This window comes from Pseudomonas sp. PL-6 (assembly GCF_054110165.1).
The window spans coordinates 3,501,919-3,518,362 of sequence record NZ_CM134189.1 but is presented as its reverse complement, the minus strand read 5'-3'; the positions used below and the strand labels follow the sequence as shown (position 1 = coordinate 3,518,362).

The 16,444-nt window shown below is 66.1% G+C and carries 13 protein-coding genes and 2 pseudogenes; 7 read left to right on the top strand and 8 right to left on the bottom strand.

Features of this window, described 5'->3' with window-relative positions:
- Positions 1-45: 45 nt before the first annotated feature.
- On the bottom strand, positions 46-1,224 hold the full coding sequence (locus ACW9UL_RS14925) for a vWA domain-containing protein (protein WP_122108555.1): 1,179 nt from the start codon (positions 1,222-1,224) through the stop codon (positions 46-48).
- Between the two features lie 188 nt (positions 1,225-1,412).
- Entirely contained in the window at positions 1,413-2,258 is an 846-nt protein-coding gene (locus tag ACW9UL_RS14920) for an AAA family ATPase (protein WP_122108554.1), read from the bottom strand.
- A gap of 208 nt (positions 2,259-2,466) precedes the next feature.
- On the opposite strand from ACW9UL_RS14920, the gene cysK reads away from it, so the two are divergent.
- The gene (cysK, locus tag ACW9UL_RS14915; RefSeq protein WP_021444876.1) at positions 2,467-3,441 is read left to right on the top strand and encodes a cysteine synthase A; all 975 of its coding nucleotides are present in this window, start codon (positions 2,467-2,469) and stop codon (positions 3,439-3,441) included.
- 67 nt (positions 3,442-3,508) lie between these two features.
- Here cysK and ACW9UL_RS14910 read toward each other — a convergent pair whose 3' ends face one another.
- Positions 3,509-4,399 carry a DMT family transporter gene (locus ACW9UL_RS14910; RefSeq protein ID WP_457787485.1) on the bottom strand — a complete coding sequence of 297 codons (891 nt, stop codon included), beginning with the start codon at positions 4,397-4,399 and terminating at the stop codon, positions 3,509-3,511.
- 211 nt (positions 4,400-4,610) lie between these two features.
- Between ACW9UL_RS14910 and aceK the strand changes: the two genes are divergently transcribed.
- Together aceK and ACW9UL_RS14900 are read left to right on the top strand one after the other, a co-directional pair.
- Positions 4,611-6,329 (top strand): bifunctional isocitrate dehydrogenase kinase/phosphatase, encoded by a 1,719-nt coding sequence (gene aceK, locus ACW9UL_RS14905; RefSeq protein ID WP_122108552.1) that lies wholly within the window; start codon positions 4,611-4,613, stop codon positions 6,327-6,329.
- 92 nt (positions 6,330-6,421) lie between these two features.
- The gene (locus tag ACW9UL_RS14900; protein WP_457787484.1) at positions 6,422-6,556 is read left to right on the top strand and encodes a hypothetical protein; all 135 of its coding nucleotides are present in this window, start codon (positions 6,422-6,424) and stop codon (positions 6,554-6,556) included.
- Positions 6,557-6,595: 39 nt separating this feature from the next.
- Here ACW9UL_RS14900 and ACW9UL_RS14895 read toward each other — a convergent pair whose 3' ends face one another.
- From ACW9UL_RS14895 to speB, 5 genes are all read right to left on the bottom strand, one after another.
- Complete coding sequence (locus ACW9UL_RS14895; RefSeq protein ID WP_457787483.1) at positions 6,596-7,324, bottom strand: MBL fold metallo-hydrolase; 729 nt, start codon at positions 7,322-7,324, stop codon at positions 6,596-6,598.
- Between the two features lie 10 nt (positions 7,325-7,334).
- Positions 7,335-7,547 carry a hypothetical protein gene (locus tag ACW9UL_RS14890; RefSeq protein WP_457787482.1) on the bottom strand — a complete coding sequence of 71 codons (213 nt, stop codon included), beginning with the start codon at positions 7,545-7,547 and terminating at the stop codon, positions 7,335-7,337.
- 197 nt (positions 7,548-7,744) lie between these two features.
- Entirely contained in the window at positions 7,745-9,346 is a 1,602-nt protein-coding gene (locus ACW9UL_RS14885; RefSeq protein WP_457787481.1) for a 5-guanidino-2-oxopentanoate decarboxylase, read from the bottom strand.
- Positions 9,347-9,463: 117 nt separating this feature from the next.
- Complete coding sequence (locus ACW9UL_RS14880; protein WP_457787480.1) at positions 9,464-10,858, bottom strand: YjiH family protein; 1,395 nt, start codon at positions 10,856-10,858, stop codon at positions 9,464-9,466.
- Positions 10,859-10,936: 78 nt separating this feature from the next.
- Complete coding sequence (gene speB / locus ACW9UL_RS14875; RefSeq protein WP_457787479.1) at positions 10,937-11,896, bottom strand: agmatinase; 960 nt, start codon at positions 11,894-11,896, stop codon at positions 10,937-10,939.
- Positions 11,897-12,137: 241 nt separating this feature from the next.
- Here speB and ACW9UL_RS14870 point away from each other — a divergent pair, with 241 nt between their 5' ends.
- From ACW9UL_RS14870 to ACW9UL_RS14855, 4 genes and pseudogenes are all read left to right on the top strand, one after another.
- Positions 12,138-13,700 (top strand): EAL domain-containing protein, encoded by a 1,563-nt coding sequence (locus tag ACW9UL_RS14870; RefSeq protein ID WP_457787478.1) that lies wholly within the window; start codon positions 12,138-12,140, stop codon positions 13,698-13,700.
- Between the two features lie 10 nt (positions 13,701-13,710).
- Entirely contained in the window at positions 13,711-14,610 is a 900-nt protein-coding gene (locus tag ACW9UL_RS14865; RefSeq protein ID WP_457787477.1) for a LysR family transcriptional regulator, read from the top strand.
- Positions 14,611-14,730: 120 nt separating this feature from the next.
- Positions 14,731-15,009: pseudogene (locus ACW9UL_RS14860) on the top strand (PAS domain-containing protein); the annotation flags it as partial.
- A gap of 312 nt (positions 15,010-15,321) precedes the next feature.
- Positions 15,322-16,296, top strand: a pseudogene (locus ACW9UL_RS14855) (methyl-accepting chemotaxis protein); the annotation flags it as partial.
- Positions 16,297-16,444 lie beyond the last annotated feature (148 nt).

Genomic DNA, 16,444 nt, shown 5'->3' with positions numbered 1-16,444 from the left:
CTGGGGCTTCTTTTAGCGTTATCTGTTGATGCCCCGATCTGGCCCTTACTTGGACAGGAACTTCATGCCGTCTTCCAGGCCCTGCAGGGTCAGGGGGTACATGCGGTCCTCGATCAGCTCGCGGACGATATTGGTCGAGGCGGTGTAGTTCCAGGTGTCCTTGGGGTAGGGGTTGATCCAGATGAGCTTCTTGTACTTCTCCATGAAGCGCTTCATCCACACGTAACCGGCTTCCTCGTTCCAGTGCTCGACGCTGCCGCCGGCCTGGGTGATCTCGTAGGGCGCCATGGCTGCGTCGCCGACGAACACTACCTTGTAGTCGGCGCCGTACTTGTGCAGCAGGTCCTGGGTGGCGGTGCGCTCGCTGGTGCGGCGCATGTTGTTCTTCCACACGCTTTCGTAGATGAAGTTGTGGAAGTAGAAGTACTCCAGGTGCTTGAACTCGGTCTTGCAGGCGGAGAACAGCTCCTCGCAGACCTTGACGTGGGCGTCCATCGAACCGCCGATATCCAGCAGCAGCAGGAGTTTCACCGTGTTGCGCCGCTCCGGGCGCATCTGGATATTGAGCAGGCCGCCGTCCTTGGCGGTGTGGTCGATGGTGCCGTCCAGATCCAGTTCCTCGGCGGCGCCTTCGCGGGCGAACTTGCGCAGGCGGCGCAGCGCCACCTTGATATTGCGCGTGCCCAGTTCGACCTGGTCGTCGAGGTTCTTGTACTCGCGCTGATCCCACACCTTGACCGCCTTGCCCTGGCGCTTGCCGGCGTCGCCGATGCGGATGCCCTCGGGGTTGTAGCCGCCGGAGCCGAACGGGCTGGTACCGCCGGTGCCGATCCACTTGTTGCCGCCGGCGTGCTTTTCCTTCTGCTCTTCGAGGCGCTTCTTGAATTCCTCGATCAGCTTGTCCAGGCCGCCCAGGCTCTGGATCTGCGCGCGTTCCTCGTCGCTCAGCAGGCGCTCGAACTCCTTGCGCAGCCACTCGTCGGGGATCATTGCCTCGATATGTCGGTCGAGGTTCTCCAGGCCCTTGAAGTAGGCGGCGAAGGCGCGGTCGAACTTGTCGAAGTGGCGTTCGTCCTTCACCAGGATGGCGCGCGACAGGTAGTAGAACTCGTCCATGTCGGCGAACACGACGTTGTGCTTGAGCGCGTTGATCAGGTCGAGCAGCTCGCGCACCGACACCGGCACCTTGGCCGCGCGCATTTCGTTGAATAGATTAAGCAGCATGGCTGCGCCCTCATGTCAGTTCTGGCCGGGCTGCTGCGCGTCGGCCATGCGGCGTTGAAAGCTCGCTGCCCATGCTCACGTACTGCAGTACGCTGCGCTGTTCAGCTCGTTTTCGCCTTGCCTGGCTCTAGCTCGCGAGCCCTGTATCGAGTGGGTTGCGCGCCAGCCGACGCGCAGCAGCCCGATTTTTACCGAGAAGCGCGGCGTGCCATAAAGGCCAGGCGTTCGAGCAGCATCACGTCCTGCTCGTTCTTCACCAGGGCGCCGGCCAGCGGCGGGATGGCCTTGGTCGGATCGCGCTCGCGCAACACCGCCTCGCCGATATTGTCGGCCATCAAGAGCTTGAGCCAGTCCACCAGTTCGCTGGTCGAGGGCTTCTTCTTCAGCCCCGGCACCTTGCGCACGTCGAAGAACACGTCGAGCGCCTCGGCCACCAGCTCACCGCTGATGTTGGGGTAATGCACGTCGACGATGCGCTTGAGGGTGTCGCGGTCGGGGAAGGCGATGTAGTGGAAGAAGCAGCGGCGCAGGAAGGCGTCCGGCAGCTCCTTCTCGTTGTTCGAGGTGATGATGATGATCGGGCGCTGCTTGGCCTTGATCGTCTCGTTGGTTTCGTAGACGTAGAACTCCATCTTGTCGAGCTCCTGCAACAGGTCGTTGGGGAACTCGATGTCGGCCTTGTCGATCTCGTCGATCAGGAGGATCACCCGCTCGTCGGCCTCGAAGGCCTCCCACAGCTTGCCCTTCTTGATGTAGTTGCGAACGTCGTGGACCTTGTCGGAATCGAGCTGCGAATCGCGCAGGCGGCTGACCGCATCGTACTCGTACAGGCCCTGGTGGGCCTTGGTGGTGGACTTGATGTGCCAGGTGATCAGCTTGGCGCCGAAGGCCTCGGCCAGCTGCTCGGCGAGCATGGTCTTGCCGGTGCCCGGCTCGCCCTTGACCAGCAGCGGGCGCTGCAGGGTGATGGCGGCGTTGACCGCGAGCTTGAGGTCGTCGGTGGCGACGTAGGACTGGGTGCCTTCGAACTTCATCGGAAAATCCTCGAACGGTAACGCGCGGGGCCGGCCCGCTGCAGAGATTCAGACGGTGACTATAACGCGCAGGCCCGGCGGCTGTGAACGTGGACGCGGTATTCAGTCACTGAATGGCGAGTCACCCGGCTTTCGGTCTGCTGGCTGGACGGCGCCGGGCGGCAGGCATAGGCTTGAGGCTTTTCCCGTCATGCCAAGGACTTCCGACATGAGCCGCATCTTTGCAGACAACGCCCAGGCCATCGGCAACACGCCGCTGGTGATGATCAACCGCCTGGGGCCGAAAGGGGTCACCATCCTGGCCAAGATCGAGGGGCGCAATCCGGCCTACTCGGTCAAGTGCCGCATCGGCGCCAGCATGATCTGGGACGCCGAGGAGCGCGGCGTGCTCAAGCCGGGCATGTGCATAGTCGAGCCGACCTCGGGCAACACCGGCATCGGCCTGGCCTTCGTCGCCGCCGCACGCGGCTACAAGCTGCTGCTGACCATGCCGGCGTCGATGAGCCTGGAGCGGCGTAAGGTGCTCAAGGCCCTCGGCGCCGAGCTGGTGCTGACCGAGCCGGCCAAGGGCATGAAGGGCGCCATCGAGAAGGCGGCCGAGATCGCCGCTTCCGATCCTGCCACCTATTACATGCCGCAGCAGTTCGACAACCCGGCCAACCCGGCGATCCACGAGAAGACCACCGGCCCGGAAATCTGGCGCGACACCGATGGCGCCATCGATGTGCTGGTGGCCGGCGTCGGCACCGGCGGCACCATCACCGGGGTGTCTCGCTATATCAAGCAGACCCAGGGCAAGCCGATCCTCTCGGTGGCGGTGGAGCCGATCGGCTCGCCGGTGATCAGCCAGACCCTGGCTGGTGCCGAGGTCAAGCCGGCGCCGCACAAGATCCAGGGCATCGGCGCCGGCTTCGTGCCGAAGAACCTCGATCTGGCGATGGTCGATCAGGTCGAACAGGTGGCTGACGACGAGGCCAAGACCATGGCCCTGCGCCTGATGCGCGAGGAGGGCATCCTCTGCGGCATCTCCTGCGGTGCGGCGATGGTCGCCGCGGTGCGCCTGGCGGAGAAGCCGGAGATGCAGGGCAAGACCCTGGTGGTGATCCTGCCGGACTCCGGCGAGCGTTACCTGTCGTCGATGCTGTTCGACGGGCTGTTTACCGAGCAGGAGCTGCAGCAATAGTCATTACCGCCTTACAACAAAGCCGCCCTCGGGCGGCTTTTTCGTAGGGTACGCCGTGCGCACTGCCTCAGGTTCTGGCCATGCTCGGCCTGACCACCAGCCATAGCGCCACGCCGATCAGCGCGCAGCCCGGCAGGTAGTCCCAGCTCAGCGGCTCGCCCAGCAGCAGGGCGCCCCAGAGCACGCCGAACGGCGGAATCAGAAAAGTGGTGGTGCTGGCCTTGATCGGCCCGATATCGGCCAGCAGGCGGAAATACAGCACGTAGGCGAAGGCGGTGCAAAGCAGGCCGAGGCCGGCCAGCGACAGCCATACATTCGCTCCGCCCCAACTGGGCGGCGCCTGCAGCGCCAGGCTGCCGGCGAACAGCGGGGTGAGGAACAGGCTGGCGCCCACCAGGCTGGCGAAGGCGGTCAGGCGGTTGTCCAGGCCGCCCTGCTGGCCGATCCAGCGGCGGGTAAGGAAACCGGCGAAGCCGTAGCAGGTGGTGGCCACCAGGCAGGCGGCGGCGCCCAGCAGCAGCTCGAGGTCGAAGGCCACCGGCCCGGTACGGGTCAGCACCGCCACGCCGAGCAGGCCGAGAAACACCCCGGCGGCCTTGCTCGTGGTGATGCCCTCGTGGAAGAACAGCGCGCCGATCAGCACGCCCATCAACGGCGTCGTCGCATTGAAGATCGCCGAGTAGCCGGCCGGCAGGATCAGCGCGGCCAGGCAGTACATGGCCGACGGCAGGCCGGCGTTGATCACCCCGAGCAGCAGGCAGGCCCTGAGCTTGCCGCGAAAATCCCAGCTCACCCGCATCAGCAGCAGAAAGGCGAGCAGGCCGAGGGCGCCGAAGCTGGCGCGGAAGAAGGCGGTGGGCATGCTGCCCAGCACCGGCGCGGCGACGCGCATGAACAGGAAACTGGCGCCCCAGATGGCGGCGAGCAGCAGCAGGCGGAGCAGGTCGGCGGTACGCAAGGCGGGGCATCCGGCAGGTGGGGAGCGAGAGTGTTGCCGGCTGCCGCCGTTCTGGCAATCCGCATCGCGCTTTCGAACGAGGCCTGTGCCAGCCCGTCGCCCGGATGAAATTAGGGAGGACTTGGGCGATAGTCCCCGGATTGCATCCGGGCTACGTTTTGCCGGCTTTGCGGCTAAGCTCGCTTCACTCATTTCCTTGCGAGGCACTTCCATGGCGCAGCAATGGCCGGCCGGCGAGATCGCGCAGCTGATCCTCGACGGCTTCGACGACTACCGCGAGCACTTTCGCCAGATCACCGACGGCGCCCGCGCGCGCTTCGAGCTGGCGCAGTGGCAGGAAGCGCAGCGGGCCTCGGCGGCTCGCATCAACCTGTACGAGGACAAGGTCGGCGAGACCCGCGACCACCTGCAGCAGGTCTTCGACGAGGTGCTGCTCGAGGTCGGCCAGTGGCCGCTGGTGAAGAGCGCCTATATCGCCCTGATCGACCTGCGTTTCGACGACGAGCTGGCGGAAACCTGGTTCAACTCGATTTTCTGCAGCCTGTTCAGCCACGACCTGATCAGCGACGGCTGCATGTTCGTCCACACTACCCGGCCGTCGCTGCGCAGCCACCCCGGCGCGGCGCAGACGCGCAGCTACCGCCCGGCCGGCGAGCTGGCGGACATGCTGCGGGCGATTTTCGAGGATCACCGTTTCGACGTGGCCTACGAGGACCTGCCGCGCGATCTGCAGCGGCTGGAGCAGCAGTTGCGCGCCAGCCTACCGGATTGGGTGTGCAAGGACCCGGAGCTGTGCATCGAGCTGTTTTCCTCGGTGCTCTACCGCAACAAGGGCGCCTACCTGGTGGGGCGCATCTACACCCGCGACGAGCAGTGGCCGCTGGCGATCCCGCTGCTGCACCGCGAAGGTCACGGCATCCAGGTCGACGCGCTGATCACCGACGAGGCCGAGGTGTCGATCATCTTCTCCTTCACCCGCAGCTACTTCATGGTGGATGTGGCGGTACCGGCGGAGTTCGTCGGCTTCCTCAAGCGCATCCTGCCCGGCAAGCACATCGCCGAGCTGTACACCTCGATCGGCTTCTACAAGCACGGCAAGTCGGAGTTCTACCGCGCGCTGATCGGCCACCTGGCGACCAGCGACGACCGCTTCGTCATGGCTCCCGGCGTGCGCGGCATGGTGATGAGCGTGTTCACCCTGCCGGGCTTCAACACCGTGTTCAAGATCATCAAGGACCGCTTCTCGCACGCGAAGAACGTCGACCGCAAGACGGTGATCGAGAAGTACCGCCTGGTGAAGAGCGTCGACCGTGTCGGGCGCCTGGCCGATACCCAGGAGTTCGCCGATTTTCGCTTCCCCAAGGCCAAGTTCGCGCCCGAGTGCCTGGCCGAGCTGCTGGAGGTGGCGCCCTCCACCGTGGTGCTCGAGGGCGATACCGTGCTGGTACGCCACTGCTGGACCGAGCGGCGCATGACCCCGCTCAACCTCTATCTGGAGAATGCCAACGAGGCGCAGGTGCGCGAGGCGCTGGAGGACTACGGCCTGGCGATCAAGCAGCTGGCGGCGGCGAATATCTTCCCCGGCGACATGCTGCTGAAGAACTTCGGTGTCACCCGCCACGGTCGTGTGGTGTTCTACGACTACGACGAGATCTGCTTTCTCACCGAGGTGAACTTCCGCCACATCCCGCCGCCGCGCTTTCCCGAGGACGAGATGAGCTCCGAGCCCTGGTATTCGGTGGGGCCGATGGATGTGTTTCCCGAGGAGTTCCCGCCTTTTCTGTTCGCCGATATCAAGCAGCGCCGGCTGTTCAGCCAGTTGCACGGCAACCTGTACGACGCCGACTACTGGAAGGGGCTGCAGGAGGCAATTGTTCAGGGCAAGGTGATCGACGTGTTTCCCTACCGGCGCAAGAGCCCGGTCGCTTGATCGGGATCAGTTGAATTCGCCGGCGGCGGGGCTAGGCTCAGTACAGGAGCCTTCCGGCTCCGTCTCTCATGAACTTGGCAGGAGGTCGTACCATGCTCGCCAAGCTGCAACATCATCTGCACGCGCTGCTGCTGGCCTTCGGCTGGGGCGCACCCCGGGCCCAGCCCCTGCGAATCGACCCGGCCGAGCAGGAGCGTCTGCACCGCGAGGCGCGCCAGCGGCGCTGATCCCTTCGTCCTGGGCGGTGCGTGCGGCCCCGCGGCACCTTACAGGGCGTGGCGGGCGAACCAGGCATCCATGAGTGCGCGCATGCGCTCGCCGGAGAAGCTGGGAAAGTGCCCGCCGTGCACGACACGCACCGGCAGTTCGCGCAGGCGCGCGAGGCTGCGTGCGTAATCTTCCAGATTGGAATGGTAGGCATCCTCGATCAGCGGGCCGTCGTAGAGGATGTCGCCGGAAAACAGCGTCTGCGTCGCCGCTTCCCACAGGCTGATACCGCCGGGCGAATGGCCGGGCGTGTGCAGCACCTGCAACACCCGATTGCCCAGATCCAGCACGTCGCCATCCTCGATCAGACGGGTGGCCGGCGCCGCCTTGACCCGATACTCGGCGTAGCACAGCGGGCAATCCGGATGGGCCTCGAACATTTCGTCGCCGACGAAGGCCGTGGCCAGGGTGTTGGCGCCGGTCGGTGCGGCGAGTATCTCGGCCTCGGCCGGGTGCACCAGGCGCTCGGCGAATTCGTGATGGCCGGCGATATGGTCGAAATGGGTATGGCTGGCCACCGCCAGCAGCGGCTTGTCGGTGAGCCAGGGCAACTGCTCGCGCAGGCTGACCAGGCCCGAGCCGGAGTCGATCAGTGCGTCGCGCTCGCGGCCCTGCACATGCCACATGTTGCAGCGGTAGAAGGGCCGCACATAGGGCTCGTGGATCAGGCGCACGCCGTCATCCAGGCGGCGTACCTCGAACCATTGATCGCGCGCGACGATTCTCATGGCTGTTTCCTCAAGCTGGGTCGCGCACGGCTTTTTCGGGGGCGCGGGGGCGGCTAGGTCGTGCGCACCGATCAACCTCGAATTGCATCCGCGCTGCGAGCTCGCTGCTGCCGATCAGATAATTGTAGGAGCCAGCTTGCTGGCGATCGGTGAAGGATGGCAGCCACCGCTCCAGTTGGCTTGCCGCATTTCCTCCATCCGTGGAGGTCACCAGCTGGTTCATACGGGGGCTGCGTCAGGCCTGCTGCGCCCGCGGCAACAGCGCCCAGCGGCGCAGCTGTCGGCTGGGACGAACGCTGACAGTTTCCGATGAGGATGCCGGTGACCACCAGGCTGGGGCCCGGCTAGAGGGCGATGGTGCCGTCGTCGGTTCTTGTGCTGATGGCCGTAGCCCGGATTGCATCCGGGCTACGGGGTGGTTCAAGGATGGAAGGGCGCTTGCTCCAGCACTTCGATGATCAGCGGGTGGTCGCTCGGCGCGGTGCGCAGCAGCTCGGCCAGGTGCGCGTGATCGCGCGCGCGCTCGGCGGCGCAGCCGAAGCCGCGGGCGATGGCCAGCAGATCCGGGGTGTAGATATCCACGCCAAGCGGTTCGATATCGCGGCGCTGCATATAGCGCTTGATCTCGCCGTAGCCCGAGTTGTTCCACAGCAGCACGATGATGCCGACGCCGGCCTCCACCGCGCTGGCCAGCTCGGGCAGGGTGAACTGCAGGCCGCCATCGCCCATCAGGCTGATCACCGGGCGGCCCGGCTCGGCCAGCTTGGCGCCGATGGCCGCCGGCAGGCCGTAGCCCAGGGTGCCGTAGCCGGTGGAGGCGTTGAACCAGCGCCGTGCGCCGTCCAGCTCCACCAGGTGGTTACCGCTGTACACCGTCTGCGTCGAGTCGCCGACGAAGCGCGCCTCGGGCAGCACCTCCAGCACTGTGTCGAACAGCTGACGGTAATGCCCCCAGCCGGCGAAATCCTCGGCCAGCTGCGCCTGCACGGCGGCCGCGCGGCGGGCGCCGGGGCTGTCGGCGCGGGGCTCGCAGGGGTTGAGCTCGGCCAGCAGCATGCGCATGGCCAGGCGCGCGTCGCCCTGGATCGCCAGATGCGGGGCGAAGTTGCGTTGCAGCTGCTGGGCGTCGATATCCACGCGAATCAGCGCGCCGCCCAGTTTGAAGTTGCCGTCGAACACCACGTCGTAGTCGGTCTCGCCCAGCTCGGTGCCGATGGCCAGCACCACGTCGGCCTCCAGCGCCAATTGGCGCACCGGCAGCAGCGACTGGTTGCTGCCCAGCAGCAGCGGATGATTCGGCGGCAGCAGGCCCTTGGCGTTGATGGTCAGCGCGGTCGGCGCGTCCAGGCTGGCGGCCAGGGCGCGGGCCTCGGCCTGGGCGGCCACGCAGCCGCCGCCAAGCAGCAGCAGCGGGCGCTGGGCGTTCTTCAGCAGGGCGGCGGCGTCGCGGATCAGCGTGCGATTCGGTGCCGGGCGCTCGACCCTAGGCCTGGCCGCCAGGCGCATATGGCTGGCGTCGGCGGTGATGATGTCCAGCGGCAGCTCGATATGCACCGGACGCGGACGCTCGCCCTCGAACACGGCGAAGGCGCGGGCCAGGACGCCGGGCAGCTCCTCGACGCTCATCAGGGTATGGCTGAAGGCGGTGACCCCGGCGGTCATGGCGCGCTGGTTGGGCAGCTCGTGCAGGTAGCCCTTGCCCAGGCCGAGGCGCGCGCGCTCGTTGACGCTGGAGATCACCAGCATGGGGATCGAATCGGCGTAGGCCTGGCCCATGGCGGTGAGGATATTGGTCATCCCCGGGCCGGTGATGATGAAGCACACCCCCGGCTTGCCGGACACCCGCGCATAGCCGTCGGCCATAAAGCCGGCGCCCTGTTCGTGGCGCGGGGTGATATGGCGAATGCCGCTGTGCGGCAGGCCGCGGTACAGCTCCACGGTGTGCACGCCGGGAATGCCGAACACGGTGTCGACGCCCCAGGCTTCCAGTTGCTTGACGAGAAATTCGCCGCAGGTGGTCATGTTGAGAATCCTTCAATGGCGCTGATCGCGCTATGCAGGGTGGACAGGGCGCGGCCTGGTCCACCGTCACTCGCCCAGAGGCGGACAAGCCGTTGGCATGTCCGCCCTGCGGGACTGTTAACCGACTATCCAGTGCGCCATCAGCGCGATGATCGGCAGGGTGATCAGGGTACGGATGATGAAGATCATGAACAGCTCGAGGATGTTCAGCGGCAGCTTGGCCTTGATGATCAGCACGCCGACTTCGGACATGTAGATCAGCTGGGTCAGCGACACGCAGGCCACCACGAAGCGGGTCAGTTCGCTCTCGATGCCCTTGCCCAGTACCGCCGGCAGGAACATGTCGGCGAAACCCACCAGCATGGCCGGCGCGGCCTTGGCGGCTTCCGGCAGTTGCAGCAGCTCGAGCAGCGGCACGATGGGCGCGGACAGCCAGTTGAAGATCGGGGTGAACTCGGCAATCGCCAGGGATACCGTGCCGATGGCCATCACCAGCGGCAGCAGGCCGAGCCAGATGTCCACCACGTTGTGCACGCCGACTTTGATCATCTGCGCCGGCGAGGGGTTGGCGTTGGCGCGTTTGACCGCCTGAACCAGGCCCCAGCGCAGCAGCGAGGTGCCGGCTGGCACGTCTTCCTTGATCTGCTTGCCGACGCCTGGCATGTACTCGTCCTTTTTCCACGACAGCGGCGGGATGCGCGGGGTGATGATGGCGGCGGCCAGGCCGGCGACCACCACGGTGAGGTAGAAGGGCACGAACAGGTGGTCGAGCTTCATGAAGCTGGTAATCAGCAGGCTGAAGGCGATCGAGGCGATGGAGAAGTTGGTGGCGATCACCGCCGCTTCCCGCGCGCTGTAGAAGCCCTTCTGGTACTGCTGGGCGGTGATCAGCACGCCGACCGTGCCGGAGCCGAGCCAGCTGGCGATGGCGTCGATGGCCGAGCGCCCGGGCAGGCCGAAGATCTTGCGGAACACATTGCGCACCAGGGTGCCGCAGAACTCCATCAGGCCGTAGTCGGTGAGCAGCGGCAGGATCAGCCCGGCCACCAGGAAGAAGGTGATCAGTACCGGGGCCAGGTCCTTGAGCACCACGCCGCCGGTGTTGGCGTTCCAGATCCATTCCGGGCCGAACTGCCAGAAGGTCATGGCCGCGAACAGCGCGCCGAGCACGCGCAGGCCGAGCCATAGCGGGCTGAGGTTGAACATCTCGTTGAGGGCGTGGCGCTCGGTGAGCCACTTGGGCTTGAGCAGGCTGGCGAACAGGCCGACGGCGGCGGAGAACAGCAGCAGGCCGGTGGCGATGGCCGGCAGCCAGTCGCTCAAGCCAGCCTTCAGCGCATCGGCCATCACGCCCAGGCCGATGGTGACCTTTTCCTCGTAAACGATGGGCGTGAGGAACAGCAGCACGCCGAGCAGCGAGGGGATCAGGAAGATCAGCAGCTGGCGCAGGTTGTAGGAGGTATCGGCCGGTGGCTGGTCGTCCAGCAGTGGCATGGCGTCTTCACGATTCATCTGGGCACCCTAGTTGTTGTTGTATGGATGTACCGGGCGCCTCGCGGGGCACCCGGACGGAGCAATAAAAGCCGGCGGTCAGCGGCGCTGAACCCCCGGAAGCACACACAGCATTTCGTAGAGCAGGTTGGCGCCGAGCAGCGAGGTGTTGCCGGTGGTGTCGTAGGGTGGGGAGACCTCCACCAGATCGCCGCCGACCAGGTCCAGACCCTGGCAGCCGCGGATGATCTCCATCGCCTGGATGGTGGTCAGCCCGCCGATTTCCGGGGTGCCGGTGCCGGGCGCCCAGGCCGGGTCGATGCCGTCGATGTCGAAACTCAGGTACACCGGGCCGCCGCCGACCTTCTCGCGCACCTCGGCCATCAAGGGCTCCAGCGACTTGTGCCAGCACTCCTCGGCCTGCACCACGCGAAAGCCCTGCTTGCGGCTCCAGTTGAAGTCCTCGGCGGTGTAGCCCTGGGCGCGCAGGCCGATCTGCACCACGCGGTCGCAGTCCAGCAGGCCCTCCTCGACGGCGCGGCGGAAGGTGGTGCCGTGGGCGATCTTCTCGCCGAACATCTCGTCGTTCACATCGGCGTGGGCGTCGATATGCACCAGGCCGACCTTGCCGTGCTTCTTGTGGATGGCGCGTAGGATCGGCAGGGTGATGGTGTGGTCGCCGCCCAGGGTCAGCGGCGTGATGCCGTATTCGAGGATCTCGTCGTAGGACTCCTCGATGATGCGCACGGCCTCGGCCATGTTGAAGGTGTTGATCGCCACGTCGCCGATATCGGCCACGTTCAGCGAGTCGAAGGGGGCGGCACCGGTGGCCATGTTGTAGGGGCGGATCATCACCGACTGGGCGCGAATCTCGCGCGGGCCGAAGCGGGTGCCGGAGCGCAGCGAGGTGCCGATGTCCAGCGGCACGCCGACGAAGGCGACGTCGAGCTCACGTTTCTCTTCGATCTTCTGGATATGCGGCAGGCGCATCATGGTGGCGATGCCGCCGAAACGGGGCATTTCGTTGCCGCCCAGGGGCTGATGAAAAACCTTGTCCATGGGAAGGCCTCACGGTTGTTGTGGTTGTAGGAATCGTTGGGCGGATTCTTGGTCAGCGGCGCTCCGGGAAAAATCGGCAGGGGCAAAAACTTAGTTCAGAGATTTCTAAACTAATCGCTCGGCACTAGACTGTTCCACCTGCGCTCAGGCGCGTCGTTGACAGCTGCTAGGCTGAGTGCAACGGCGCGTCGGCCATATGGCGTATCGCGCTTATTTTGGAGCTCGCGGCGAGGAGGCCTGGATGCCGTTAACCGCTTACCGCACCCATCGTTCCCGATTGCGACTGTGCGCCTCTCTCGCCGTGGGGATGCTGCCGGTTGTGCTCGGCCTGATGTTTCTGTACGCGCAGGCCGGAATCGTGCTGCGCGACATCAGCCGCACCAGCGCCGCCGACGCCGTGCGCCAGATCGACCTGATGCTCGACAATGCCAGCCAGGCCGCCGGCGAGGTATTGCCGCAGGTCGGCAGACCCTGCGCGGAGGTCGAGCTGGTGCTGCGCGAGCAGGTCGCCACCGTGCCCTTCGTGCGCTCGGTCAACCTGCTGGATGGGGGACGGCTGTACTGCTCATCGCTGTTCGGCGCGTTCGAGGAGCCAGTCGACTCTGCCGCCTACGTGGCCGGTCGGCTGCGGCTGCTGGCGGGCAACCCGGTCACCCCGAATCATTCGTTGCTGGTTTATCGCGATGTCGTGGACGAGCGCGGCGCGCTGGTGGCGATCGACGGACGTTATCTGGCCAACGTGCTGCAGTCGGTGGATCGCGGCGCCTTCATGCAATTGCTGGTGGGTGAGCAGTGGATGCCGCGAAGCGGACTGGTGCGAGCGGGACGCCTGCCGGAATACCCCGTGGCTCGGGTCGCGCTGAGTTCGACGCGCTATCCCTATCAGGTACGTGCGGCGTTTCCCGGAGGTGCGCGGCTGAGCTACATGGGCGAGCAATATCCGGTGCTGTACCTGCTGCTGGGGCTGCTCGGCGCGCTGGCCGGCGTGGGCAGCCACTGGCTGCTGGCGCGCTCCAGCTCCCCCAGCATCGAGTTGCGTCGTGCGCTGCAGGCCGGAGAATTCATTCCCTATTTCCAGCCGCTGGTGCGCAGCGGTTCGCAGCAGTGGATAGGCGCCGAGGTGCTGATGCGCTGGCAGCACCCGCGCGAGGGGCTGGTGCGCCCGGATCTGTTCATTCCCTTGGCGGAAAGCTCCGGCCTGATCGTGCCGATGACTCGGGAACTGATGCGGCAGACGGCGGAGCTGCTGGCGCCGGTGGCGGATCGACTCGGCGGCGGGTTTCACATCGGCATCAACATCGCAGCCGCTCATTGCCGTAGCCGCGAGCTGGTCGAGGACTGCCGCAACTTTCTCCAAGCCTTCGTACCGGGGCAGGTGGTACTGACCCTGGAGCTGACCGAGCGCGAGCTGCTGGAGCCGGATGCCTTCACCGATCAGCTGTTCGCCGACCTGCACGAGATGGGCGTGAAGATCGCACTGGATGACTTCGGCACCGGCCATTCCAGCCTGAGTTACCTGCACAAGCTCAAGGTGGACTACCTGAAGATCGACCAGAGTTTCGTCGCCATGATCGGCAAGGATGCCCTGTCGCTGCACATTCTCGACAGCGTGATCGACCTGTGCGCCAAGCTGCAGCTGGAGGTGATCGCCGAAGGGGTGGAGGACGAGCAGCAGCTGCGCTACCTGGGCAATCGTCGGGTGGACTATCTGCAGGGCTACCTGTTCGGTCGGCCCTTGCCGGCGGCCGAATTCCTCGCCTGCGCGCTGGACGATCCGGCTGCTTCCGTGCAGCTGCCGGGGTAGACTGCCTGGCATGACGCCTCTCACCTCGCTACCCGATCTCAAGCTGCTGCGCATCTTCGCCTGCGTGGTACGCCACCAGGGCTTCGCCGCCGCGCAGCAGGAACTGAACCTGTCCACCTCGGCCATCAGCACCTATATGAGCCAGCTGGAGACGCAACTCGGCCTGGTGCTCTGTCATCGCGGTCGCGGCGGTTTCAGCCTGACCAGCAAGGGCGGGCTGTTCCACCAGGAGACCCTGCGCCTGCTCGGCGAACTGGAGGGGTTCGAACGCTACTCTGCCGCGCTCAAGGGCGAGCTGCGCGGCACCCTCAACCTCGGCGTGCTGGATTCCACGGTGAGCGATCCGGCGCTGCCGTTGGCCGAGGTCATCGGCGCCTACAGCCAGGAGCATCCCGGCGTGCACCTGCACCTGTCGGTGATGAGCCCCTACGAGCTGCAGCTGGCGGTGCTCGACAACCGCCTGGACCTGGCCATCGGCGCCTTCTCCACGCGGATGAACGGCCTGGTCTATCAGCCGCTGTACCGCGAGCAGCACTGGCTGTACTGCAGCGAGCGGCATTCGCTGTACGAGCAGCGGCGCATCCCCGCCGAGGTGATCACCCAGCAGCGCATGGTCGGCCGCGGCTACTGGAGCCAGGCGGAGCTGGCGCGGCACGGCTTCAAACACAGCGCGGCGACGGTGGAGTCGATGGAGGCGCAGCTGATCCTGGTGCTGTCCGGCGCCTATATCGGCTACCTGCCGGAGCATTACGCGCAGCCCTGGGTCGAGCAACAGCGGCTCAAGGTGCTGCTGCCCACCACCTTCGGCTACCAGGCGCCGTTCTCGCTGATCCTGCGCCGCGGCCGCTCGCGCGAGCCGCTGATCCAGACCTTTCGCGACCTGCTCAAGACACAACTGAACCAGACCTGAAACAGGGTCGCCCGATTATCTTCGCCATGCTCAATGGCGGCGCCTGGCGCCGTGATTGCCCTGTGCTAGTACTTAATCACAGTTCTGTAACACCTCCACGACTCGAACAGGGATGCCTCGATGCGCCAGAATCTGCCGGTCACCCAGCGGGAAAGGACCTTTCCCGCCGACGAACGCCTGATCTCCACCACCGACCTCAACAGCAAGATCACCTACTGCAACGATGCCTTCGTCGAGATCAGCGGCTTCACCCGCGAGGAACTGATCGGCCAGCCGCACAACCTGGTGCGTCACCCGGACATGCCGCCGGGGGTGTTCGGCCATATGTGGGACACCATCAAGCAGGGCAAGCCCTGGATGGGCATCGTCAAGAACCGCGCGAAAAACGGCGATTTCTACTGGGTCAGCGCCTATGTCACGCCAATCTACGAGAACGGCCGCATGGCCGGCTACGAGTCGGTGCGCTCGCTGCCGAGCGAGGCGCAGAAGCGCCGTGCCGAGGCGCTCTACGCGCGACTGCGCGCCGGCAAGCCGCCGGTGCCCAAGCTGGAATCCTGGACCTACGACCTGCTGCGCTCCTGGCCGCTGATCCTCGCCGGTCTGGTGATTCTCGGCGCGCACTGGCTGCTCAGCGGGCCCTGGCTGCTGGGCTTTATCCTCGCCGCCCTCTTCGCCCTGGGCTCCTACCAGCTGTACCGCACCCGCCAGCTGATCCGCCGCACCCTGGACGAACACCCCAAGGCCTTCACCAGCGCTCTGGTGGCGCTGACCTACAGCGACAACCGCGGTGCCCAGGCGTTGCTGGACATGGCCATGATCAGCGAGGAGGCGCGCCTGCAGACCGCCTTGACGCGCCTGGAGGATGCCGGGGTCAACGTCAAGAAGCGCGCCGCGCAGTCCGCCGAGCTGTCGCGCTCCGGCGCCGCGCTGCTCGACCAGCAGCGCGCCGAGACGGACCAGTCGGCCACTGCCATCAACCAGATGGCGGCGACCATCCAGGAGGTGACGCACAACGTGCAGAGCACCTCGCACGCCGCCGAGGAGGCCGACCGCCTGGCCAAGGAGGGGCGCCAACTGGCGGTCGGCAGCCTGGACTCCATGCGCCACATGGCCCAGGCGGTGACCGATATCGGCCAGGCGGTCAACGAGCTGGCCAACTCCACCCAGTCCATCGGCAGCGTCGCCGACGTGATCACCTCGATCGCCGAGCAGACCAACCTGCTGGCGCTCAACGCCGCCATCGAGGCGGCGCGCGCCGGCGAGCAGGGCAGGGGCTTCGCGGTGGTGGCCGACGAGGTGCGCTCGCTGGCCTCGCGCACCCGCCAGTCCACCGAGCAGATCCACCAGATCATCGCCGACCTGCGCGCCGGCGCCGAGCGCGCGGTGGTCACCGCCGGCAAGGGCGAGGACATCTCGCGCGGCAGCATGCAGAGCGTGGAGTCGGTGCGCGATGCGCTGGAAGGCATCAGCGCGGCGGTGACGCGCATCACCGGCATGAGCCAGCAGATGGCGGCGGCGTCCGAGCAGCAGAGCCATGTCGCCGAGGACATCAGCCGGCAGATCACCCGCATCGCCCAGCTCTCCGACCACAGCGCCGGGCAGGCGCACCAGGGCGCGGAAATCAGCCGCGAGCTGGAGCAGATGGCCGACTACCTGCACAGCCTGGCGGAACGCTTCAACCGCTGAAGCGGGATTGGGCGATGCCCTGGGGTGGAAAACCGCGAAGCGCTGTCCACCCTGGGCCCGCTTGCCGGAGTCGGCGTCTGGTAGCCCGGGTGCAACCCGCCGACTCTTCCCCGAATTGCATCCGGGCTAGGCGCCTGTGCTGCCTGGC